Raw genomic sequence first — 20,750 nt, forward strand, 5'->3', positions numbered from 1 at the left:
GCAGGCTAGACCAGTGGAGGGCCGGTCTGGACCAGAACGCGAGAAGTGCTACCTCGCGCTCAGTGAGCCTGGAGCGCCGCCATCCGCCGGGAGGCCTCCGCGACCTCCGCGGCCTTGAGCGCCGACTCGTCGAGCTGGCCGTGCTCGGCCCACCACGCCTGCCCGGCCTCGGGCAGGGTGTGGATCGGGTCGTAGTACTCGTAGGTGCGGTCGAGGGCGTCCTCGGCGGTCGCCTCGATCGAGGTGCGGTAGTTCTTGGTCCAGTAGGAGATGCCGCGCTCGCGGTCGTACTCGGCGAGCTGGTGCACCCAGCGCTTCCCGACGAACGGGACGTCGCAGACGATGCGCGGCGTCGCGAACCCCGGCAGGTAGCCCATGACCTGGTGCTGCAGCCACTGGGCCTCGGCCACCGAGACCCGCCAGTGCTCCGAGTACGGGATCATGTCGCACATGTAGAAGTAGTAGGGCATGATCTGCGCGCCGTCGAGGAGCCGGAAGCACAGGTCGAGCAGCGTGTGCGGGTCGGCGTTCACGCCGTTCATCAGGACGCCCTGGTTGCGCACGTCGCGGATGCCGGTGTCGAGCATCGCCCGGGTCGCGCGGGCGACCATCGGGGTCACCGAGTTGGCGTGGTTGACGTGGGTGTGGATCGCGATCGAGACGCCACGCTCGCGGGCCAGGCCGGCGACGCGGCCCATGCCGTCGACGACGTCGGACTGCAGCCAGTGCTGGGGCAGGCCCATCAGCGCCTTGGTGGCCAGCCGGATGTCACGGATGTTCTCGACCTCGAGCAGGGAGACCAGGAAGGCCTCGAGCCGCGGCCACGGCATGTTGGCCACGTCGCCGCCGGAGACCACGACGTCCCGCACGGACGGCGTACGGCGCAGGTAGTCGAGCATGTCGCCGAGCCGGTCGTTGGGCTTGCCCGCGAACTTGAGCTTGTCGATCACCGGCGTCGAGTTGCCGACGAGGTCCATGCGCGTGCAGTGGCCGCAGTACTGCGGGCAGGTCGGCAGCAGCTCGGCCAGCACCTTGGTGGGGTAGCGGTGGGTGAGGCCCTCGGCCACCCACATGTCGTGCTCGTGCAGCGAGTCGCGGGTGGCGTGGGGGTGCGAGGCCCAGTCGGTGCGGCGGTCGGAGAAGACCGGGATCATGTAGCGGCGCACCGGGTCGTCGTAGAAGGCCTCGGTCAGGGAGCCGGCGCCGGCCGGCTCCACCTGCGGCGCCATCGTGTTCATCATCTGCGGCGGCACCAGCATCGACATGGTGGCCCGCTCGGCCTGGTCCCTCTCGAGGTCGGCGTAGAACCGCTCGTCGACGAGGTCGCCCATCAGCTCGCGCAGCTGCTTGACGTTCTTGATGCAGTGGGCGCGCTGCCACTGCACCGACTCCCACTCGGCGGGCGTGACGTCGCGCCAGCCCGGGAAGCGGGTCCAGTCGGGCTCGACGAGCTCCACGCGCTGGTAGGGGTAGGGCTGGCCCGCAGCCCCGGTCGAGGCGGCGGTGCGACCGGCGTCGACGGCGGTCTGGATGCTCATGGGTGCTCCCGGATAGGACAGGCCCCGCGGGGCGGGCGGCGTACGCGGGCGCGCCAGTTGTGACCAACGCGACTCCTCTGACAGAGTACGAGGAGAACGTGCGGCTAGTCCAATGCTGCGCCGCAGATCTTGTTGCCGAGAGTGCACCGAAGCGGGAGGAAACCCGGCCATGACGCAGTCCGTGAGCGATCCGACCGGTCTGCACCGGGTCCTGGACCGGCCCCTGGTGCTGCCGCAGGCCGCCCAGCGGCTCGACACCCGTCGCGAGCTCTGGCCCGACGAGGTGCGGATCCGGGTGGAGAAGCTCAACCTCGACGCGGCGTCGTACCGGCAGCTCGAGCGCACCCACACCACCGAGGCGGGCGAGGTCGACGGGGACGCGGTCCGCGCCGCCGTGCTCGACATCGTCGCCGCCCGCGGCAAGATGCAGAACCCCGAGACCGGCTCGGGCGGGATGCTCGTGGGCACCGTCGAGGAGGTGGGGGAGCGCTCTCCGCTCGGCCTCCGGGTGGGCGACCGGGTCGCCACCCTGGTCTCGCTCACCCTGACCCCGCTGGTCGTCGAGGACGGCCTCGAGCGCTGGGACGGTCGCGGCGAGCAGGTGCCCTGCGACGGGTACGCCGTGCTGTTCGGCCGCTCGATCGCCGCGGTCATCCCCGACGACCTCGACCCCGACCTCTCCCTGTCGGTGATGGACGTCTGCGGCGCCCCCGCGCTGACCACGCGCGTGGTGGGCCGCTACCAGGGCGCGACCGTCGCGGTGGTCGGGGCGGCCGGCAAGTCGGGGTCGCTGAGCCTGGTCGCGGCCAAGGAGGCCGGCGCGGCCCGCACCATCGGGGTCGTCCCGCACCAGGGCGAGGCCGACCTGCTCACCGGGGCCGGCATCGCCGACGAGGTCGTGATCGCCGACGCGCGCGACCCGGTGGCCCTGCGCGACGCCGTGGTCAGGGCTGGGGGACCGGCCGACGTGACCGTGGTCTGCGTCGACGTCCCCGGCTGCGAGGGCGGCGCGATCCTGGCCACCTCCGACGGCGGCACGGTGATCTTCTTCTCCATGGCGACGTCGTTCTCGGCCGCGGCCCTGGGCGCCGAGGGGCTGGCCGCCGACGTCACCATGCTCGTCGGCAACGGCTACACGCCGGGCCACGCCGACCTGGCGCTCCGCCTGCTTCGCGGCAACGAAGGGGTGCGCCGGCTCTTCGAGCGGCGGCTCTGATGACGGCTCGCCGGCGCGTCCTCTACCGCAACGCGCGGGTTCTCGGCGGCGGCAGCTGCGTGGCCACCGAGGACGACCGCATCGTCCTCGTGGGTGACGAGGACGGCGCCGAGGGCTGGCTGGGCGCAGGAGACGGTGCCCCCGACGTGGTCGACCTCGACGGCGCGCTGGTGACCCCCGGGTTCGTCGACGCGCACGTGCACACGGTCCGCACGGGGTTCGCCCTGACCGGGCTCGACCTCGCCGGCACGGCGAGCGTGACCGCGACCCTGGACGCCCTGACCCGCCACGCCGCCGCCAGCCCCGGCGACGGCGTGCTGGTCGGGCAGGGCTGGGACGAGACCGGGTGGCCCGAGCAGCGACCGCCCACCGGTGATGAGCTCGAGCGCGCGGCGCCGGGGCGCCGGACCTACCTGACCCGGGTCGACGGGCACTCCTCGGTCGTCTCGCCGGCGCTGGCCGCGCTCGTCCCCGGCCTGGCCTCCCTCGACGGATGGACCTCCGACGGGCGCGTCGAGCGCGACGCCCACCACGCCGTACGGGCCGTGCTCGAAGGTCTGATCGGCCCCGACGACCGGCTCGCCGCGGCACGCGCGGCCTGTGCCGCCTTCGCCGCGCACGGCATCACCTCCTTCCACGAGAACGCCGCCCCCCACATCGGCCCCGAGCACGAGCTCGCGACCGTGCGGCAGGCCGCCGCCGAGGCGGGCCTGCACGCCGTGGCCTACTGGGGCGAGCTGATGGCCGTCGACACCGCCCGCCGGCTCGGCGTGCGCGGCCTGGCCGGCGACCTGATCGCCGACGGCGCGTTCGGCTCCCGCACCGCGGCGCTGGCCACGCCGTACGACGACCGGCCGGGCACCTGCGGCCACGCCTACGTCTCCGCGGCACAGGTCCGCGACCACGTCGTCGCCTGCACGGAGGCCGGTCTGCAGGCGGGCTTCCACTGCATCGGCGACGCGGCGCTGGAGGCGATCGGCGCGGGCTTCGCCGAGGCCGCCGACCGGCTGGGCGACGACGCCGTCCGCCGCGCCCGCCACCGGCTCGAGCACGTCGAGATGCCGGCACCTCCGGTGCGCGCCACGCTCGCGCGCCTCGGTGTCGTGGCCAGCGTGCAGCCCGTGTTCGACGCCCTCTGGGGCGGCCCCTCGGGGATGTACGCCGCGCGGCTGGGCGAGCGCTGGCAGGTCACCAACCCCTTCCGCGACCTCGCCGACGCCGGGGTGACCCTCGCGTTCGGCTCGGACTCCCCGGTCACGCCGGCCGGGCCGTGGGCGGCCGTGCGCGCGGCGACGACCCACCACCACCCCGACCAGCGCCTGGGCGTGGCCGCGGCGATCACCGCCCACACCCGCGGCGGCGCGCTGGCCGGCCACGACGACGACGCAAGCCTGCTGGCACCCGGCCACCGGGCCGACCTGGCCGTCTGGGAAACCCCGGGCGGCACCACCGACGACGGCCTGCCCGACCTCGGACCCGACCGCCCCCTGCCCCGCCTGCTGCGCACCGTCGCGGCCGGCCACACCATCCACACCTCACCGAGCACCGAGGACGCCGCATGACTCCCAGACCAGCCGCACCGGCCACCACCGCCCCCCGACGGGGCAAGCTCGAGCTCGACCCCGCGACCGTGCGGCAGGCCCGCTCGCTGGCCCGCAAGGCCGGGCGCCCGATCGTCACCATGGCCAAGCGCCACACCACCGTGTCGGTCGAGCGCGCCACGCTGCGCCTGGCCGGGCTCTCCGGCGCCGATCCCGACGGCACCCCGTGGGTCAACCGCCTCGCCGACGCCGTCCGCGCCGACGTCGGGCTCGAGCACGGCCTGGCCCTCCCCGTGTGGGACGCCCTGCTGCGCGGCGAGGCCGACGACCTCGACACGCTCGCCCAGAAGGCGTCGGCCGGCTCGGTGCGGTTCCGGCTGCCCGAGGGCCGCGACGCGACCCGCGCCCGCTCGGCGTCCCGCAAGGCGGTCGGGGGCGGCATCCGCCGCATCGACCAGCGCCGCCGCGAGCGGGAGCGGATGATCGCCCGGGTCGGCGACGCGCCGGCCACGCCGTGGATCTACCTCATCGTCGCCACCGGCGACATCCACGAGGACATCCCCCAGGCCCAGGCAGCGGCCCGCGAGGGTGCGGACGTGATCGCGGTGATCCGCTCGACCGGGCAGTCGCTGCTCGACTTCGTGCCCGAGGGCGCCACCCGCGAGGGCTTCGCCGGCACCTACGCCACGCAGGAGAACTTCCGGCTCATGCGCGCGGCGCTCGACGAGACCAGCCGCGAGCTCGGCCGCTACGTGCGCCTGACCAACTACGCCTCCGGCCTGTGCATGCCCGAGATCGCGGCGCTCGCCGGCCTCGAGCGGCTCGACATGATGCTCAACGACTCGATGTACGGGATCCTCTTCCGCGACATCAACCCCGTGCGCACCTTCGTCGACCAGCGCTTCAGCCGGCAGGTGCACGCCCGCGCCGGCATCATCATCAACACCGGCGAGGACAACTACCTCACCACCGCCGACGCCGTCGAGGCGGCGCACACGGTCACCACCAGCCAGCTGCTCAACGAGTACTTCGCCAAGGAGGCCGGGCTCGAGGACTGGCAGCTCGGGCTGGGCCACGCCTTCGAGATCGACCCCGACGTCCCCGACTCGTTCCGCCTCGAGCTCGCGCACGCGATGCTGGCCCGCGACCTCTTCCCGAAGGCGCCCCTGAAGTGGATGCCGCCCACCCGGCACATGACCGGCGACGTCTTCCGCGGCTACCTGCTCGACGGGTTCTTCAACCTGGTCGGGGCGCTGACGGGGCAGGGCATCCTGCTCGTCGGGATGATGACCGAGGCCGTGGTCACGCCCTGGCTGTCCGACCGCGACCTGGCGCTGCAGAACGTGCGCTACGTGATGAACGCCGCCGGCAACCTGCACGAGGACTTCGTGCCCAGGCACGACGGCTTCATCGAGCGCCGGGCCCGCCAGGTGCTGGGCGAGACCATCGACCTGCTCGACCGGATCGTGTCCGACACCGACGCCGCCGGGGACCCGCCGCTGCTGGCCGCGATCGCCGACGGCACGTTCGGCCTGATGAAGCGCCCGGCCGACGGCGGGCGCGGCCTCGAGGGCGTCGCGCGCAAGTCCGCGGCGTACTACAACCCGGCCACCGAGATCCTGGAGGACAAGTCATGACCGGCCAGAAGGCGAGCCACCAGAGCGGTCACATCGTCCGCCCGTACGGCGACACCACGGGCGACGGGATGGTGCAGCTGAGCTTCACGCTGCCGATCCCGCACTCCAAGGTCGCCGAGGGCGCTGCCGCGCAGCTGGCGAACAAGATGGGCATGGACCCCGCGCTGGTGGTCCACAGCAAGCCGATGGGCCCCGACTTCACCTTCTTCGTGGTCTACGGCCGGGTGCACCACCTCGTCGACACCAGCAAGGTGGAGGTCGTCGAGCGCGACTTCCCGCTGCTCTCGCCCAAGGAGGCGAACGCCGCGATCAAGCGCTCGCTGCGCCGCCGGCTGACCGTCGTGGGTGCCTGCATCGGCACCGACGCGCACACGGTGGGCATCGACGCGATCCTCAACATCAAGGGCTTCGCGGGGGAGAAGGGCCTGGAGTACTACCGCGAGATCAAGGTCGTGAACCTCGGCGCCCAGGTCTCCGTGCCCCAGCTCGTCGACCGGGCGATCGCCGAGAAGGCCGACGCGGTGCTGGTCTCGCAGGTCGTCACCCAGCGCGACGCCCACCTGCTCAACACCCGCGAGATGTCCGCGGCGTTCCGCGAGGCCTACCCGGCCGACAAGCGCCCGCTGCTCATCGTGGGCGGTCCGCGCTTCGACGAGACCATGGCCGACGAGCTCGGCGTCGACCGGGTCTTCGCGCGCGGCACCACCCCCGCCGACGTGGCCAGCTTCCTGGTCCACCGCCTCGCTCCGCTCCCCACCCGTCCCTCGGCGAAGGCGTCCTGATGACCGACCTCCCCACCCCGACCGTCGGCACCCGTGTCGTGCACCGGCGCTACGTGCCCTACTCCGACGCGCACTACGCCGGCAACCTCGTCGACGGCGCCTACAGCCTCAAGCTCTTCGGCGACGTGGCCACCGAGATGTGCATCGTCACCGACGGCGACGAGGGCCTGTTCGCGTCCTACTCCGAGGTGCAGTTCCTGGCGCCGGTGCGGGCCGGCGACGTCCTCGAGATCAGTGCCGAACTGGTCCGCGTCGGCACCCGCTCGCGCGGTCTCGAGCTCGCCGTCACGGTGGTCGCCCGGGGCGAGCCGACGGCCGAGGCGCCCGGCGCTGCGCGGGTCCTCGACGAGCCGATCACGGCCACCACCGCGTCGGGCACCGTCGTGGTGCCACCGCGGCCCGAGGCCTGAACGACGGTTCACGTCCAGACCCCTCCTGCGACGCCGCGGCGTGTCGCGCCGCGACACGCCGACGAGGTGAAATTGGGGTAAACCCGCCGCGTCCGGCGGACCCCGCGCTGACCTGCGGTTCTGCGTATCAGTGCAGGTCAAGAGACGCTTGACGAACGGGCTGGTGGAGGCTCAAGGTAGCGCCGTCCGCCCGTGCAGATCGTGGCCGGCGGACCGACGTCCGAGTGGCTGTGTCGGGGGATGGGGCGCCACCATCGTCTCGACATCGTCCGCGGAGGTCGGTCAGCCCCGCGAGGGCGGATACGGGAGGGTCCCTCGTTCCCTAGACAACGGGGCGGGGTCGGCAGCCGGTCGTCCACGCCTCGGACCGAAGGACCTGGGCCCCTCCCGTCGCGCTGCCGCTCCTCGGCGCTCGGTACCGTGATCGTGTGCTCCGCCGCCTCGCCCTCGCGCTGGTCGGCGGCCTCTCGCTGGTGCTGGCCTTCGAGCCCGTCGGTGCGTCGTACGTCGTGCCGGTCTCGGTGGCGGCCTTCGTGCTCGCCACCGTGGGGCTGCCTGCCAGCCGCGCCTGGCTGCCCGGGCTCGTCTTCGGCATCGCCTTCTGCTACCCGCTGATGTTCTGGATGCGCGTCGTCGGGTACGACGCGTGGGCGGCGATGTCGGGCGTCGAGGCGCTGTTCCTGGGGCTGCTCGGGGCGGTGGTGGCTCTCCTGCACCGTCTGCCCGCGTGGCCGGTCTGGGTGGCGACCGCGTGGGTGGCGGTCGAGCAGGTGCGCACCAGCGGGCCGCTCGGCGGCATGCCGTGGGGGCGGTTGTCCTACGCGACCGCCGACACGCCCTGGGCCTCGGCGCTGCCCTACGTCGGGCAGGCGGGCCTCGGCTTCCTGCTCGCCCTGGCCGGCAGCTCCCTGGCCTGGCTGGTGCTCGGTCCGGGCCGGCGGCAGCGGTTCGTCGCCGGCGCCACCGCCGGGGGCGCGCTGGCGCTGGCCACGCTGCCCGCGCTGGCGCCGTGGACCCCCGACACCACCGGGCACCGCACCGTGGCGGTCGTGCAGGGCAACGTGCCGGGGGAGGGCGACGACATCCTGCTCGACCCCCGCCAGGTCACCCAGAACCACGTGCAGGCCACCATCGACCTCGGCGCCAACATCGACGCCGGTCGCGAGCCCCGTCCCGACTTCGTGCTGTGGCCCGAGAATTCCACGGCGTCCGACCCGTTCCTCGACGAAGGCCTCAACCTCGGCATCGAGACCGCGGTCGACGCCGTCGGCGTTCCCGTGCTCGTCGGCGCGATGGTCGACTCCGGACCCGACCACGTGCTCAACCAGGGCATCGTGTGGACCCCGGGCGTCGGGGCGGGGGACCGCTACACCAAGTGGCACCCGGTGCCGTTCGGGGAGTACATCCCGTGGCGCAGCTTCTTCAGCGGCAACATCGGTCGGCTCGCACTGATCCCGCGCGACATGCTGAGCGGCACGCGCACCGAGCCGCTGACCGTCGACGGCACCCGCGTGGCCGACGCGATCTGCTTCGACGTCGCCTACGACGACGGCATCCACGCGCAGCTTCGCAACGGCGCCGACCTCCTCGTCGTGCAGACCTCCAACGCCACCTTCATCAAGACCGACCAGATCGAGCAGCAGTTCGAGATCACCCGGCTGCGGGCGATCGAGACCGGCCGCTACGTCGCGGTCGCCTCGACCAACGGGGTGTCCGGGATCATCGCGCCCGACGGCACGGTGGTCGACCGTGCCGAGCCGCGGACCACGGCCGTGCTCGTCGACCAGGTCGGCCTGAGCGACCAGGTCACCCCCGCGGTCCGCATCGGCCAGTGGTTCGGACGTGCCTGCGTGGCGGTGACCGTGGTGGGCCTCCTGCTGGCGCTGGTCGCGTATCGTCGTCCCCGTGGAGAGCAAGCCTGACGGGGGTCCCGCGGACGGCGGCCTGGGGCGGGTCGTCATGGTCATCCCGACCTACAACGAGGCCGAGAACATCACCGCCATCCTGCGGCGGCTGCGCGCCGCCGTGCCCGAGGTGCACGCCCTCGTCGTCGACGACGGGTCGCCCGACGGCACCGGCCAGATCGCCGAGACCCTGGCCGCCGCCGACGACCACGTGCGCGTAGTCCACCGCAAGGAGAAGGCGGGGCTGGGCGCGGCGTACGTGCACGGCTTCCGGGTCGCGCTCGACGCCGGCTTCGACGTGATCGGGGAGATGGACGCGGACGGCTCCCACCAGCCCGAGCAGCTGCCGCTGCTGCTCGACGCCCTGGCGTCCGCCGACCTCGTCATCGGCTCCCGGTGGGTGCCCGGCGGCTCGATCGTGAACTGGCCGAAGAGCCGTGAGTGGCTCTCGCGCGGGGGCAACCTCTACGTCCGGCTGCTGCTCGGCATCGACGTACGTGACGCGACCGCCGGCTACCGACTGTTCCGCCGGGCGACGCTGGAGAAGATCGACCTCGACTCGGTGCGCTCCACCGGCTACGTCTTCCAGACCGACATGGCGACCCGCGTGCTCCGGCTGGGCCTCACCGTGCGCGAGGTCCCGATCGAGTTCGTGGAGCGGGAGCGGGGCGACTCCAAGATGAGCGGCGCAGTCGCCTCCGAGTCGCTGCGCCGGATCACGGCGTGGGGCCTGAAGGAGCGCGGCCGGCAGCTGAAGCGGATGGTCACCCGCACGTGACGCTGCCCCCGGCCGGTGCCCCGCGCCGCCGCTCCCGCTGGCTGCGGCCGCTCCTGGTCCTGCTCTTCATCGGCGTGCCGCTGCTGGAGATCTACGTGATCATCCAGGTCGGCCAGACGATCGGCCCCTGGTGGACGATCCTGCTGCTCGTGCTCGACAGCCTGCTCGGCGCGTGGCTGATCCGTCGCGAGGGCGGTCGCGCCTGGACGGCTTTCAGCTCGGCGCTCTCCTCGGGACGGATGCCCGCACGCGAGATCGCCGACGGCGCGCTGATCCTCGTGGGCGGCACGCTGATGCTCACGCCTGGCTTCGTGACCGACCTGGTGGCGTTGTTCCTGATCCTGCCGTTCACCCGGCCCGTGGCCCGCGGGGTGCTGACCCGGTGGGTCACCCGGCGGCTGGTCGTGGTCACCGACGTACGACGCCCCGGACCCGGGCCCGGTGGGCCCGTGGTCCGAGGCGAGGTCGTCGACGACTGACGCGGTCCGCCGCAGCGGACGGTCAGCCGGCGCGCTTCTTGCCGCGCGTGGCAGCCCGGTGCAGGTGCGCCGGGCCGATCTCACCGCCGCGGAGCAGCTCGAGCCGCTCCTTGAGGATCTCCTCGAGCTCCTTCTCCGAGCGACGCTCGAGCAGCATGTCCCAGTGTGTGCGGGCCGGCTTCTCGACCTTCGCCTCGGGCTGGATCCCGCTGACGCTGAGAGCCTCGCTGCCGCACTTCTGGCACTCCCACGTGGCCGGCACGTCCGCCTCGACCGACATGGTGATCTCGAACTCGTGACCGCGCGGGCAGCGGTACCCGACCTGCTGCCGTGCGGCGAATTCGATGCCGCGCTCGTCCTCGAAGCTCTGGCCGCCGAGTCGTGCTCCACGCAACGTTCGCTCCGCCATGAGCCACCTCCCTGTGTTCCCCCGTTGGTCCCCGTGTGATCGGGATGCTCGCACCGGCACCGCGTGCTGCGGGTACCCCCGGGCGTCGCATCCAATCTCTTCAACGGTAGTGGGTGGTGCAAGATTCCACGAATCTCACGGCCGGGAGGCCGGCGAGAGCCGGGTCACGCCGCCGGGCGGGCGGCCTCGCGGGGGCTCAGACCACCGCCGGGACGGCGTTGCCCGCCTCCTCGATGCCGCGCCGGGTGTCGACCCGCGCCAGCAGCACCAGCCCGAGCAGGAACAGCACGACGAGCGCGAGCAGCGCGGGACGGTAGGAGTCGGTCCACTGGTGCACGAGCCCGAAGACCAGCGTGCCGACCCAGCTGGTCCCGCGCTCCGCGGCCTGGTAGAGCGAGAAGTACTCGGCCTCCCGGCCGCGGGGGATGAGCTGGCTGTAGAACGACCGCGAGAGCGCCTGCGTGCCGCCGAGCACGAGTCCGATCGCCGCGGCGAGCAGCAGGAAGAGCGGGAAGTTGCCGTCGGGGGCGAAGTACGCCGCGACGACGACGCCCACCCAGATCACCAGGCCGACGAGGATGGTGCCGCGGGTGCCGCGGCGCTGGGCGATCCGGCCGAAGAGCAGGGCGCCGCCGATGCCGACGAACTGCACCACGAGGAACGCGGAGAGGACGGTGGCCTTCTCGAAGCCGAGCTGCTTCTCGCCGAAGATCGAGGCCGCGTAGATCACGGTCTGGATGCCGTCGTTGTAGAAGAGGTAGGCGACCAGGAAGGTCAGCGTCACGGGGTAGTGCTGCAGGTCGCCCAGCGTGGTCCAGAGCTGCCCGAAGCTCTGCTTGAGCAGGCCCCCCTGCTCGGGCACCACGTTGGCCGGCGGACGGTTGCGGACCCCGCGGAACGGGATGATCGTGAACGCCGCCCACCAGATGCCGGCGCTGAGCAGGCAGATCCGGACCGCGAGCTCGGTGTGGTCGTCCATCACGGTGAGCAGGCCGAAGTTCGCGGCCAGCAGCAGCCCGCCGCCGAGGTAGCCCATCGCCCAGCCCCGCGAGGAGACGCGGTCGCGCTCGTCGGGCTCGGCGATCTCGCAGAGGATCGCGTCGTACACCACGAGGCTGGCGCCGAGGCAGAGCGTGGCCCCGACCAGCAGCAGGGCGCCGAGCTGCCAGTCGGACCCGGCGACGAGGAACATGCTCATCGCCAGCAGGCTCCCGGCCCAGGCGAAGCCCGCCATCAGCGTGGTCTTGCGGGCGGAGCGGTCGGCGATGGCGCCCACGACCGGCAGCACGAGCGCGGAGATGATCGTCGAGAGCGTGACGAGGTAGAAGACCAGGGAGCCCGCGGAGACCTGCACGCCGAGGATGCTGAGGTCGACGCTGCAGGTGAACCCGTCGTCGGTGGGCTTGCCGCACGCCGAGCGCTCGGCCACCGACGTCAGGTACGGCGCGAACAGCACGGCCGCGGTGGTGGTGACGTAGGCGCTGTTGGCCCAGTCGTACCAGTACCAGGCCCGCTGCTCGCGTGCCCGGTTGAGCGGGGTCAGCTCGGCGATGCCGCCGGTCCGGGTCATCGGCCGCCCTCCGTCGCGGGCGGCCAGGCGCCCCGTCGTACCAGCACGTCCTTGAGTATGTCGGTGCGATCGGTCATCAGGCCGTCGACACCCAGGTCGAGGAGCAGCTCCATCTCGTCCGGGTCGTCGACGGTCCAGACGTGGACGTGCGCGCCCCCGGCGTGGGCGCGCCGGACCAGCCCGGGCGTGACCACGCGGAACTGCTTGCGGTGGTGGGGCACCTGGAGCGCCGCCACCCGGCCCCGGGTGACCAGCCGGGCGAGCCGGCCGCCGGGAAGCACCTTGAACGCGACCACCTCGAGCGGGTGCGCGGAGGTGGCGACCCGTCCGCCCGTCAGCCGCCGGAAGGCGGCGAGGCGCCGGGGTGAGAACGACCCGACCAGCACCCGGTCGGCCATCGCCTCGGTCGACACGAGCTCGGCCAGGAGCGGCACGGCGGCGTCCGCCTTGAGGTCGATGTTGAAGCGCGCGGCGGGGAACTCCTCCAGCAGGCTGCGCAGCGTCGGGACCCGCTCGCGGCCGCCGACCAGGGCCTCGGCCACCTCGGCGGCCGTGAGCTGGGCAATCGGTCCGGCACGGTCGGTGACCCGGTCGAGCGCGGCGTCGTGGAAGGCGAGCAGCACGCCGTCGCGGGTCGCGTGGACGTCCGTCTCGAGGTAGCGGTAGCCCAGCGCGACGGCGTGGCGGAACGCGTGCGCGGTGTTCTCCAGGCCCTCGAGCTCGGGGTGGTAGGCACCGCCCCGGTGGGCGAAGGCGAGGACCGGGCCGCCGTCGTCGAGGTAGCGGTGGCCGGTCCGGGGCGGGGTCACCCGAGCATTCAACACCGGGTGCCGGAACGGCGGACCGCCAGGGAGTAGCGTCGGACCATGGAGTCCCTGAACTGCCCCCGCTGCGGTACCGAGATGGTGAGCAAGCCCCTGGCCGACGGTCAGGTCAGCCAGTGCCCCGACGGGCACGGCGTCTTCCTCGCGCGGGTCGACCTCGGCAGCCTCATCGAGTCCGAGACCGACTGGCACCGCAACGCCAGCCAGCACACCGCGCCTCTGCCCCGGATCACCGCCGACATGACCGCCCCGCCCGCCGGCAAGGCCCCCGCGCGCGCCTGGGTCGAGACGCTCTTCGGCTGAGCCGCTCGCCCGGCCCGCCCGGTCAGATGTCGCGGAAGGTCTCGATGTTGGCGCCGAGCTGGTTGAGCCGCTCGGCGAGGTCCTCGTAGCCGCGGTGGATGACGTACGTCGAGCGCAGCACCGAGGTGCCCTTCGACGCCAGCATCGCCAGCAGGATCACCACGGCCGGGCGCAGCGCAGGGGGGCAGACGATCTCGGTGCCGGACCAGTGCGTGGGGCCCTCGATCATCACCCGGTGCGGGTCGAGGAGCTTGACCGAGGCGCCGAGCTTGGTGAGCTCGGTGAGGTAGATCGCGCGGTTCTCGTAGACCCAGTCGTGCAGCAGGGTCTGGCCCTCGGCGACCGCGGCGATCACCGCGAAGAACGGCAGGTTGTCGATGTTGAGGCCCGGGAAGGGCATCGGGTGGATCTTGTCGAGCGGCGCGTGCAGCTGGCTGGGCCGGGTGGTGATGTCGACCAGCCGGGTCTCGCCGTTGCGGGCGACGTACTCGTCGGAGCGTGAGTACTGGAAGCCCATCTCCTCGAGGATCGCCAGCTCCAGCTCGAGGAACTCGATCGGCACCCGCTGGATCGTGATCGAGGACTCCGTGACGATCGCGGCTGCGAGCAGCGACATCGCCTCGATGGGGTCCTCGCTGGGGGCGTAGTCGACGTCGACGTCGATCGACGACCTCCCGGTGATCCGCAGGGTGGTGGTCCCGACGCCCTCGATGTCCACGCCGAGCTTCTGGAGGTAGAAGCACAGGTCCTGGACCATGTAGTTGGACGACGCGTTGCGGATCACCGTGGTGCCGGGGTGCAGCGCGGCCGCCATGAGGGCGTTCTCCGTGACCGAGTCGCCCCGCTCGGTGAGCACGATCGGGCGTGCCGGCTCGATCGCCCGGTTGACGCTGGCGTGGTAGGAGCCGTCGGTCGCCTTGACCTCGAGGCCGAAGGGGCGCAGCGCCGACATGTGCGGCTCGACGGTGCGGGTGCCGAGGTTGCAGCCGCCGGCGTAGGGCAGCTCGAAGACGTCCGCGCGGTGGAGGAGCGGGCCGAGGAACATGATCACCGAGCGGGTGCGGCGCGCGGCGTCCTCGTCGATGTGGTCGAGGTCGAGCTCGGCCGGCGGCACGATCTCGAGGTCGTTGTCGTCGTTGAGCCAGCGGGTCTGCACCCCCAGGCTGCCGAGCACCTCGAGCAGCCGGTTGACCTCCTCGATCCGCGCCACCTTGCGCAGCGTGGTCCGACCCCGGTTGAGGAGGGAGGCGCACAGCAGCGCGACCCCGGCGTTCTTGGACGTCTTGACGTCGATGCTGCCCGCGAGGGTGGTGGGGCCGGTGACCCGGAGGTGGGTGGGCCCGGCGCCCAGCGCCACGATCTCGGAGTCGAGGGCGGCGCCGATCCGCGCCAGCATCTCCAGCGAGAGGTTCTGGTGGCCCCGCTCGATCCGGTTGATCGCGCTCTGGCTCGTCGCCAGCAGCTCGGCGAGCTGCTGCTGCGTGAGGCCGCGGTGCTTGCGCGCGTCGCGGATGAGGTGGCCGATCCGGCCCTTGTAGTCGTCCCCGCTCATGCGCGCCACGCTATCTCAGATATGAGATAAAGCAACACTCCCGCGCCGGACCAGACCAGCGGGGGGGCGCGGCCACGGTGGCGCCGCGGCCGTGCCCGACCACGCCCCTGCAAGGATCGGGGGATGCGCGCCACCACCATCCACGCCCCCCGTGACATCCGCCTCGAGGACGTTCCCGACCCGGCGATCGAGGCACCGACCGACGCGATCGTCCGGGTCGTCGCCGGCTGCATCTGCGGCTCCGACCTGTGGCCCTACCGCGGCGAGAACCCGATCGACGCCGGCTCGACGATCGGCCACGAGTGCGTCGGTGTGGTGGAGGAGATCGGCAGCGAGGTCCGCGACGTCCGGCGCGGCGACTTCGTCGTCGTCCCGTTCTGCCAGTGCGACAACACCTGCGTGAACTGCCGGGCGGGGATCACCTCGGCCTGCGAGAACCAGGGCTGGACCTCCACCGGGCAGGGCGAGTACGCCCGCGTGGTGCATGCCGACGGCAGCCTCGTGGCCACCGACGGCATGCCCGACGACGACCTGCTGCCCTCGCTGCTCACGCTCTCCGACGTGATGGCCACCGGCTGGCACGCGGCCGTGGCGGCCGGCGTACGTCCGGGCGGGACCGCGGTGGTCGTCGGCGACGGCGCCGTCGGGCTGTGCGGCGTGCTCGCGGCCTCGGTCATGGGCGCCGAGCGGGTGGTCGCCCTGTCGCGCCACGAGCCGCGCCAGGAGATCGCGCGCCGCTTCGGCGCCACGGACGTCGTCGCCGGTCGCGGCGAGGAGGCGGAGGAGGCGGTCCGCGAGATCACCGGCGGCGTCGGGGCCGACGCGGTGCTCGAGTGCGTCGGCACCGGTCAGTCGATGGACACGGCGTTCGGCGTGGCCCGACCCGGCGCCACCGTCGGTTTCGTCGGGGTCCCGCACGGCGTCGAGCTGCCCCTGCGGCGGATGTTCGGCCGCAACATCGGCCTGGCCGGCGGCGTGGCTCCGGTGCGCCGCTACCTGCCGGAGCTGCTCGACCTCGTGACCAGCGGCCGGATCGAGCCGGGGCTGGTCTTCGACAGCACGCTGCCCCTCGAGGACGTGGCCGAGGGCTACCGGGCCATGGACGAGCGTCGGGCGATCAAGGTGCTGCTCCGACCCTGACCGAGGTACTGGACGAGCCCTGAGCCGGGCCCAGGTCTGGCTCAGGAGCCCGCCCAGTGGTCGGTGGTGTGGCCACGACGGCCGGTGGTGTGTCGTCGGTGGTGCGTCGTCGGTGGAGCGTCAGGCGGCGCCGGGCAGCAGTCGGGCCCCGCAGTCGCAGCCCTCACCGCAGGCCAGGAAGGTGTGCAGCGCGTGCCCGCACCGCTGGCACGGCATGTCGTGCGACAGGTGCTCGTCCGCTCCGTGCCGGTGCGTCTCCGCGACGGTGTCCCACATGGCTGCGCCTCCCTCTACCACCCAACCCACGACGCTGGGCTTCCTTGCTGGCCCCCCGGCCGGTGATCCGGACGTCCCTTGGTGTTCGCTGCATCGTCAAGATCACCTCAAGCGTGGAGCAATTGCTGGGGGAGCGTCGAGCGAAACCGGGGAAGATGACCACCGGTGACCACGTCGGCATAGCCCGCGCGGGCCGGAACACCCGGCGAACGGCCCATCGGGCGGCTGTCGGCCCGGGACACTAGGCTCGGGCCATGGGTCCGGACGGGGGAGTGGAGGCAGTGCCGGCGCCACCGGTCGACCCCCAGCGGCTGCGCGACCTGCGGCTGCTGCGACGGGTGCGCGACCGGATGGACCGCGACTACGCCGAGCCGCTCGACGTCGAGGCGCTCGCGCGCGGGGTGGGCATGTCGGCCGGCCACCTGAGCCGTGAGTTCAAGCGCGCCTACGGCGAGTCGCCGTACTCCTACCTGATGACCCGCCGCATCGAGCGGGCGATGGCGCTGCTGCGGCGCGGCGACCTCAGCGTGACCGAGGTGTGCTTCGAGGTCGGCTGCTCCTCCCTGGGCACCTTCAGCACCCGCTTCACCGAGCTGGTCGGGATGCCGCCGAGCCGCTACCGGCGCGAGGCTCGCGCGGCGGCGGAGGCGGCCGGCGGTGTCGTCGCGGAGGTGCCGTCGTGCGAGTGGAAGAAGGTCAGCCGGCCGGTCAGGAATCGAGAAGCACCCGCCGCGGCGCGGCCCTAGGTTGGGCCCATGGACATCACCATCCACTCCAGCTTCCTGCCGCACGACGACCCCGAGGCCGCACTTGCGTTCTACCGCGACGTGCTCGGCTTCGAGCTCCGCCTCGACGTCGGCCAGGGCGGTCTGCGCTGGCTGACGGTCGGGCCTCCCGGACAGCCGGGCACCTCGATCGTGCTGCACCCGCCGGGCGTCGACCCGGGCATCACCGACAACGAGCGGCGGGTGATCGCCGAGATGATGGCCAAGGGCACGTACGGCAGCATCCTGCTCGCCACGCACGACCTCGACGGTGCCTTCGAGAAGATCCAGGCCGGCGACGTCGACATCGTGCAGGAGCCGACCGAGCAGCCGTACGGCGTGCGCGACTGCGCCGTCCGCGACCCTGCGGGCAACATGGTCCGCATCCAGCAGATCCGCTGACAACCACCGCCGCGACGGCGGCCGCCAGACCCGGGAGGACCATGAGCACGGCGCCCGCCGACGGCCACGACCTGATCCGCGTGCAGGGCGCGCGGGTCAACAACCTCAAGGACGTCAGCGTCGAGATCCCCAAGCGCCGGCTCACGGCGTTCACGGGGATCTCCGGGTCGGGCAAGAGCTCGCTGGTCTTCAGCACGATCGCGGCCGAGTCGCAGCGCCTGATCAACGAGACCTACAGCGCGTTCGTGCAGGGCTTCATGCCCTCGCTGGCCCGCCCGGAGGTCGACGTGCTCGAGGGGCTGACCACCGCGATCATCGTCGACCAGGAGCGGATGGGCGCCAACCCGCGCTCGACCGTCGGCACCGCCACCGACGCGAACGCGATGCTGCGGATCCTCTTCAGCCGGGTGGGCACGCCGCACATCGGGCCGCCCACGGCGTTCGCCTTCAACGTCCCCACCCGCACGGCCAGCGGGGTGATGAAGACCGAGAAGGGCGGGCGGGAGGAGAAGGCGGTCGTGCGCAACGCCGTCTACCAGGGCGGCATGTGCCCCCGGTGCGAGGGCATGGGCAACGTCAGCGACTTCGACCTGACCGCCCTGTACGACGACTCGAAGTCGCTGCAGGAGGGTGCGCTGACCGTGCCCGGCTACAGCATGGACGGCTGGTACGGCCGGATCTTCAGCGGCGCCGGGCTGCCGATGGACAAGCCGATCGCCCGGTACTCGGCGAAGGAGCTCGACAAGCTCCTGTACGCCCCGCCGACCAAGATCAAGGTCGAGGGGGTCAACCTCACCTACGAGGGCCTGGTCCCGAAGATCCAGAAGTCGATCCTCTCCAAGGACGTCGACTCCCTCCAGCCCCACGTGCGGCGGTTCGTGGAGCGGGCGATCACGTTCACGACGTGCCCCGACTGCGAGGGCACCCGGCTGACGCAGGAGGCGCTGTCGTCGAGGATCGCCGGCAAGAACATCGCCGAGCTGTGCCGGATGCAGATCAGCGACCTCGCGGTGTGGATGCGCGAGCTCGACGAACCGGGCGTGGCGCCGCTGGTCGCCGGTCTCCGGCACCTGCTCGACTCCTTCGACGAGATCGGCCTGGGCTACCTCTCGCTCGACCGCCCCGCCGGCACCCTCTCGGGCGGCGAGGCGCAGCGCACCAAGATGATCCGGCACCTCGGCTCGTCGCTGACCGACGTCACCTACGTCTTCGACGAGCCGACGATCGGTCTGCACCCGCACGACATCCAGCGGATGAACAACCTGCTGCTGCAGCTGCGCGACAAGGGCAACACCGTCCTGGTCGTCGAGCACAAGCCGGAGACGATCGCGATCGCCGACCACGTCGTCGACCTCGGGCCGGGTGCCGGCACCGCGGGCGGCACGATCTGCTTCGAGGGCACCGTCGAGGCCCTGCGGGGCAGCGACACCGTGACCGGTCGCCACCTCGACGACCGGGCGCGGCTCAAGGACGAGGTCCGTACGCCGTCCGGGGCGCTCGAGGTGCGCGGCGCGTCCCTGAACAACCTGCAGGACGTCGACGTGGACCTGCCGCTGGGCGTCCTCTGCGTGCTCACCGGGGTCGCGGGATCGGGCAAGAGCTCGCTGGTCACCGGGTCGGTGGCCGGCCGCGACGGGGTGGTCGTGATCGACCAGGGCGCCATCCGCGGCTCGCGGCGCAGCAACCCGGCGACGTACACGGGGCTGCTCGAGCCGGTCCGCAAGGCCTTCGCCAAGGCGAACGGCGTGAAGCCGGCGCTCTTCAGCTCCAACTCCGAGGGCGCCTGCCCGGCCTGCAAGGGTGCCGGCGTCATCTTCACCGAGCTCGGCGTGATGGCGACGGTCGAGTCGCCCTGCGAGGAGTGCGAGGGCCGGCGCTTCCAGGCCGCGGTGCTCGGGTACACCCTCGGCGGCCGCAACATCGCCGAGGTGCTCGCGATGCCGGTGAGCGAGGCGGCGGAGTTCTTCGCCGACGGCGAGGCGCGCACGCCGGCCGCGCTGAAGGTCCTGGAGCGGCTGGCCGACGTCGGACTCGGTTATGTCAGTCTGGGCCAGCCCCTCACCACGCTCTCGGGCGGCGAGCGGCAGCGCCTCAAGCTGGCCGCGCAGATGGGGGAGAAGGGCGACGTCTACGTCCTCGACGAGCCGACCACCGGGCTGCACCTCGCCGACGTCGCGCAGCTGCTGGCGCTGCTCGACCGGCTGGTCGACGCGGGGAAGTCGGTCATGGTGATCGAGCACCACCAGGCCGTGATGGCCCACGCCGACTGGATCATCGACCTCGGCCCGGGCGCCGGGCACGACGGCGGCCGGGTGGTCTTCGAGGGTCCGCCCGCCGAGCTCGTCGGGGCCCGCTCGACGCTGACCGGTGAGCACCTCGCGGCGTACGTCGCCCGGTGACGACGTCGACAGCGCGACCCCTGGTCGACGACGACCTGGACTGGGTCGTGGCGGCGCTGGGCCGTCGACGCGCCGCACTGGTGCCGCACGCGCCGGTCTTCTGGCGGCCGGCCCCCGACGCGGCGGCCCGGCACCGGGAGCACCTGACGCACCTGCTCGGTGACGGAGGCGCGCTCGGGTGGCGTACCGACGACGCCGTGCTGGTCGCGGCGCGGCTCGGTGACGGCTGGCTGGTCGACGACGCGGCCGCGCCGGACGACCGGTGGGACGACGAGGGCGCGCTTCTGTGGGAGGCGTTCTCAGGCGAGTGCCGCGGATCGTCGGTGCGCTTCGTGTGTCCGACCTACGAGACGGGACGCGCCGCCTTCGCCCGCGGCGTCGGCCTGGCGGTGTCCGAGTCGTGGTGGCTGCGCGAGCTCGACGGTCCGGGCGGTGGCGGGCCCGGCGTGCGGGTCGCGTTGCCGGGGGCCGCGGCGCGCACCGTGGCAGCACCTCCCGTGTACGCCCCGCCGGGACCGGTGCTGTTCCTGCCGGGCCCGGTGGGCGACGGCCGGGCCGTGAGCGCGGCGCTGGGGGAGGCACCGGGTCTGGGCTGCTCGGCGGTCGTCGTCAACCAGCCGGCCGGAGGACCCGGGCTCCTGGACGTCCTGCGTCGGGCGGGGTTCCGACGCCACTGCGACTACCTGACCGGCACGGTCGCGTGAGGTCCCGGGAATGACGCCGGTGTCGTGCCGGAGCGGGGCGCGGTAGAACCTGTTCCCGCCCCTCGCTCCGCGCCCGGCGATACCGCCGATAACTGACATTATGTCAGGTCTTGTGGAGCCGG

General features: G+C 72.6%; 20 protein-coding genes. 14 read left to right on the top strand and 6 right to left on the bottom strand.

Annotated elements, in window-relative coordinates:
- Positions 1-59: 59 nt before the first annotated feature.
- Positions 60-1,538, bottom strand: coding sequence for a KamA family radical SAM protein (locus tag ACFPGP_RS10085; protein WP_378589730.1), 1,479 nt, complete (start codon positions 1,536-1,538; stop codon positions 60-62).
- Positions 1,539-1,707: 169 nt separating this feature from the next.
- Here ACFPGP_RS10085 and kdd point away from each other — a divergent pair, with 169 nt between their 5' ends.
- The 8 genes from kdd (at position 1,708) to ACFPGP_RS10125 (ending at position 10,285) form a co-directional block, all read left to right on the top strand.
- Positions 1,708-2,754: an L-erythro-3,5-diaminohexanoate dehydrogenase gene (gene kdd, locus ACFPGP_RS10090; protein ID WP_378589731.1), complete on the top strand. Its 1,047-nt coding sequence runs from the start codon at positions 1,708-1,710 to the stop codon at positions 2,752-2,754.
- Complete coding sequence (locus ACFPGP_RS10095) at positions 2,754-4,316, top strand: amidohydrolase (protein WP_378589733.1); 1,563 nt, start codon at positions 2,754-2,756, stop codon at positions 4,314-4,316. The genes kdd and ACFPGP_RS10095 overlap by 1 nt, the downstream gene beginning before the upstream one ends.
- Positions 4,313-5,932: a lysine 5,6-aminomutase subunit alpha gene (gene kamD, locus ACFPGP_RS10100; protein ID WP_378589735.1), complete on the top strand. Its 1,620-nt coding sequence runs from the start codon at positions 4,313-4,315 to the stop codon at positions 5,930-5,932. Before ACFPGP_RS10095 ends, kamD begins: the two co-directional genes overlap by 4 nt.
- Positions 5,929-6,714 (top strand): lysine 5,6-aminomutase subunit beta, encoded by a 786-nt coding sequence (kamE, locus tag ACFPGP_RS10105; RefSeq protein ID WP_378589736.1) that lies wholly within the window; start codon positions 5,929-5,931, stop codon positions 6,712-6,714. The genes kamD and kamE overlap by 4 nt, the downstream gene beginning before the upstream one ends.
- Positions 6,714-7,124 (top strand): 3-aminobutyryl-CoA ammonia lyase, encoded by a 411-nt coding sequence (kal, locus tag ACFPGP_RS10110; RefSeq protein ID WP_378589738.1) that lies wholly within the window; start codon positions 6,714-6,716, stop codon positions 7,122-7,124. Before kamE ends, kal begins: the two co-directional genes overlap by 1 nt.
- A 428-nt stretch (positions 7,125-7,552) precedes the next feature.
- A complete protein-coding gene (lnt, locus tag ACFPGP_RS10115; RefSeq protein ID WP_378589739.1) occupies positions 7,553-9,046 on the top strand; it encodes an apolipoprotein N-acyltransferase in 1,494 nt (497 codons plus the stop codon).
- 37 nt (positions 9,047-9,083) lie between these two features.
- The gene (locus ACFPGP_RS10120) at positions 9,084-9,806 is read left to right on the top strand and encodes a polyprenol monophosphomannose synthase (protein ID WP_378590121.1); all 723 of its coding nucleotides are present in this window, start codon (positions 9,084-9,086) and stop codon (positions 9,804-9,806) included.
- Positions 9,803-10,285 (top strand): FxsA family protein, encoded by a 483-nt coding sequence (locus tag ACFPGP_RS10125; protein ID WP_378589741.1) that lies wholly within the window; start codon positions 9,803-9,805, stop codon positions 10,283-10,285. Before ACFPGP_RS10120 ends, ACFPGP_RS10125 begins: the two co-directional genes overlap by 4 nt.
- A gap of 22 nt (positions 10,286-10,307) precedes the next feature.
- Here the strand turns inward: ACFPGP_RS10125 and ACFPGP_RS10130 are convergent, their stop codons facing one another.
- From ACFPGP_RS10130 to ACFPGP_RS10140, 3 genes are all read right to left on the bottom strand, one after another.
- Complete coding sequence (locus ACFPGP_RS10130) at positions 10,308-10,694, bottom strand: RNA polymerase-binding protein RbpA (RefSeq protein WP_378589743.1); 387 nt, start codon at positions 10,692-10,694, stop codon at positions 10,308-10,310.
- A gap of 196 nt (positions 10,695-10,890) precedes the next feature.
- Positions 10,891-12,264 carry an MFS transporter gene (locus ACFPGP_RS10135; protein ID WP_378589745.1) on the bottom strand — a complete coding sequence of 458 codons (1,374 nt, stop codon included), beginning with the start codon at positions 12,262-12,264 and terminating at the stop codon, positions 10,891-10,893.
- Entirely contained in the window at positions 12,261-13,073 is an 813-nt protein-coding gene (locus tag ACFPGP_RS10140) for a glycerophosphodiester phosphodiesterase family protein (protein ID WP_378589746.1), read from the bottom strand. The genes ACFPGP_RS10135 and ACFPGP_RS10140 overlap by 4 nt, the downstream gene beginning before the upstream one ends.
- Positions 13,074-13,130: 57 nt before the next feature.
- Here ACFPGP_RS10140 and ACFPGP_RS10145 point away from each other — a divergent pair, with 57 nt between their 5' ends.
- On the top strand, positions 13,131-13,391 hold the full coding sequence (locus tag ACFPGP_RS10145) for a TFIIB-type zinc ribbon-containing protein (RefSeq protein WP_378589748.1): 261 nt from the start codon (positions 13,131-13,133) through the stop codon (positions 13,389-13,391).
- 22 nt (positions 13,392-13,413) lie between these two features.
- Here the strand turns inward: ACFPGP_RS10145 and ACFPGP_RS10150 are convergent, their stop codons facing one another.
- Complete coding sequence (locus tag ACFPGP_RS10150) at positions 13,414-14,943, bottom strand: helix-turn-helix domain-containing protein (RefSeq protein WP_378589750.1); 1,530 nt, start codon at positions 14,941-14,943, stop codon at positions 13,414-13,416.
- Between the two features lie 123 nt (positions 14,944-15,066).
- On the opposite strand from ACFPGP_RS10150, the gene ACFPGP_RS10155 reads away from it, so the two are divergent.
- On the top strand, positions 15,067-16,083 hold the full coding sequence (locus ACFPGP_RS10155; RefSeq protein ID WP_378589752.1) for a zinc-dependent alcohol dehydrogenase family protein: 1,017 nt from the start codon (positions 15,067-15,069) through the stop codon (positions 16,081-16,083).
- A 120-nt stretch (positions 16,084-16,203) separates the two neighbouring features.
- Here the strand turns inward: ACFPGP_RS10155 and ACFPGP_RS10160 are convergent, their stop codons facing one another.
- Complete coding sequence (locus tag ACFPGP_RS10160; protein WP_378589754.1) at positions 16,204-16,359, bottom strand: hypothetical protein; 156 nt, start codon at positions 16,357-16,359, stop codon at positions 16,204-16,206.
- Between the two features lie 254 nt (positions 16,360-16,613).
- Here ACFPGP_RS10160 and ACFPGP_RS10165 point away from each other — a divergent pair, with 254 nt between their 5' ends.
- The 4 genes from ACFPGP_RS10165 to ACFPGP_RS10180 are packed head-to-tail and all read left to right on the top strand — an operon-like array spanning position 16,614 to position 20,628.
- Complete coding sequence (locus ACFPGP_RS10165; protein WP_378589755.1) at positions 16,614-17,105, top strand: helix-turn-helix transcriptional regulator; 492 nt, start codon at positions 16,614-16,616, stop codon at positions 17,103-17,105.
- A gap of 9 nt (positions 17,106-17,114) precedes the next feature.
- Positions 17,115-17,525 carry a VOC family protein gene (locus ACFPGP_RS10170; protein ID WP_378589757.1) on the top strand — a complete coding sequence of 137 codons (411 nt, stop codon included), beginning with the start codon at positions 17,115-17,117 and terminating at the stop codon, positions 17,523-17,525.
- A gap of 41 nt (positions 17,526-17,566) precedes the next feature.
- Positions 17,567-19,924 carry an ATP-binding cassette domain-containing protein gene (locus ACFPGP_RS10175; RefSeq protein WP_378589759.1) on the top strand — a complete coding sequence of 786 codons (2,358 nt, stop codon included), beginning with the start codon at positions 17,567-17,569 and terminating at the stop codon, positions 19,922-19,924.
- Complete coding sequence (locus ACFPGP_RS10180; protein WP_378589761.1) at positions 19,921-20,628, top strand: hypothetical protein; 708 nt, start codon at positions 19,921-19,923, stop codon at positions 20,626-20,628. The genes ACFPGP_RS10175 and ACFPGP_RS10180 overlap by 4 nt, the downstream gene beginning before the upstream one ends.
- Positions 20,629-20,750 lie beyond the last annotated feature (122 nt).

Source organism: Nocardioides taihuensis, from assembly GCF_042657275.1.
GTDB lineage: Bacteria > Actinomycetota > Actinomycetes > Propionibacteriales > Nocardioidaceae > Nocardioides > Nocardioides taihuensis.

Excerpts from the sequence above, each read along its gene's own strand:
- ACFPGP_RS10085 (WP_378589730.1), bottom strand. The coding sequence starts at position 1,538 with ATGAGCATCCAGACCGCCGTCGACGCCGGTCGCACCGCCGCCTCGACC.
- kdd (WP_378589731.1), top strand. The coding sequence starts at position 1,708 with ATGACGCAGTCCGTGAGCGATCCGACCGGTCTGCACCGGGTCCTGGAC.
- ACFPGP_RS10095 (WP_378589733.1), top strand. The coding sequence starts at position 2,754 with ATGACGGCTCGCCGGCGCGTCCTCTACCGCAACGCGCGGGTTCTCGGC.
- kamD (WP_378589735.1), top strand. The coding sequence starts at position 4,313 with ATGACTCCCAGACCAGCCGCACCGGCCACCACCGCCCCCCGACGGGGC.
- kamE (WP_378589736.1), top strand. The coding sequence starts at position 5,929 with ATGACCGGCCAGAAGGCGAGCCACCAGAGCGGTCACATCGTCCGCCCG.
- kal (WP_378589738.1), top strand. The coding sequence starts at position 6,714 with ATGACCGACCTCCCCACCCCGACCGTCGGCACCCGTGTCGTGCACCGG.
- ACFPGP_RS10120 (WP_378590121.1), top strand. The coding sequence starts at position 9,084 with ATGGTCATCCCGACCTACAACGAGGCCGAGAACATCACCGCCATCCTG.
- ACFPGP_RS10130 (WP_378589743.1), bottom strand. The coding sequence starts at position 10,694 with ATGGCGGAGCGAACGTTGCGTGGAGCACGACTCGGCGGCCAGAGCTTC.
- ACFPGP_RS10135 (WP_378589745.1), bottom strand. The coding sequence starts at position 12,264 with ATGACCCGGACCGGCGGCATCGCCGAGCTGACCCCGCTCAACCGGGCA.
- ACFPGP_RS10145 (WP_378589748.1), top strand. The coding sequence starts at position 13,131 with ATGGAGTCCCTGAACTGCCCCCGCTGCGGTACCGAGATGGTGAGCAAG.
- ACFPGP_RS10150 (WP_378589750.1), bottom strand. The coding sequence starts at position 14,943 with ATGAGCGGGGACGACTACAAGGGCCGGATCGGCCACCTCATCCGCGAC.
- ACFPGP_RS10155 (WP_378589752.1), top strand. The coding sequence starts at position 15,067 with ATGCGCGCCACCACCATCCACGCCCCCCGTGACATCCGCCTCGAGGAC.
- ACFPGP_RS10160 (WP_378589754.1), bottom strand. The coding sequence starts at position 16,359 with ATGTGGGACACCGTCGCGGAGACGCACCGGCACGGAGCGGACGAGCAC.
- ACFPGP_RS10165 (WP_378589755.1), top strand. The coding sequence starts at position 16,614 with ATGGGTCCGGACGGGGGAGTGGAGGCAGTGCCGGCGCCACCGGTCGAC.
- ACFPGP_RS10170 (WP_378589757.1), top strand. The coding sequence starts at position 17,115 with ATGGACATCACCATCCACTCCAGCTTCCTGCCGCACGACGACCCCGAG.
- ACFPGP_RS10175 (WP_378589759.1), top strand. The coding sequence starts at position 17,567 with ATGAGCACGGCGCCCGCCGACGGCCACGACCTGATCCGCGTGCAGGGC.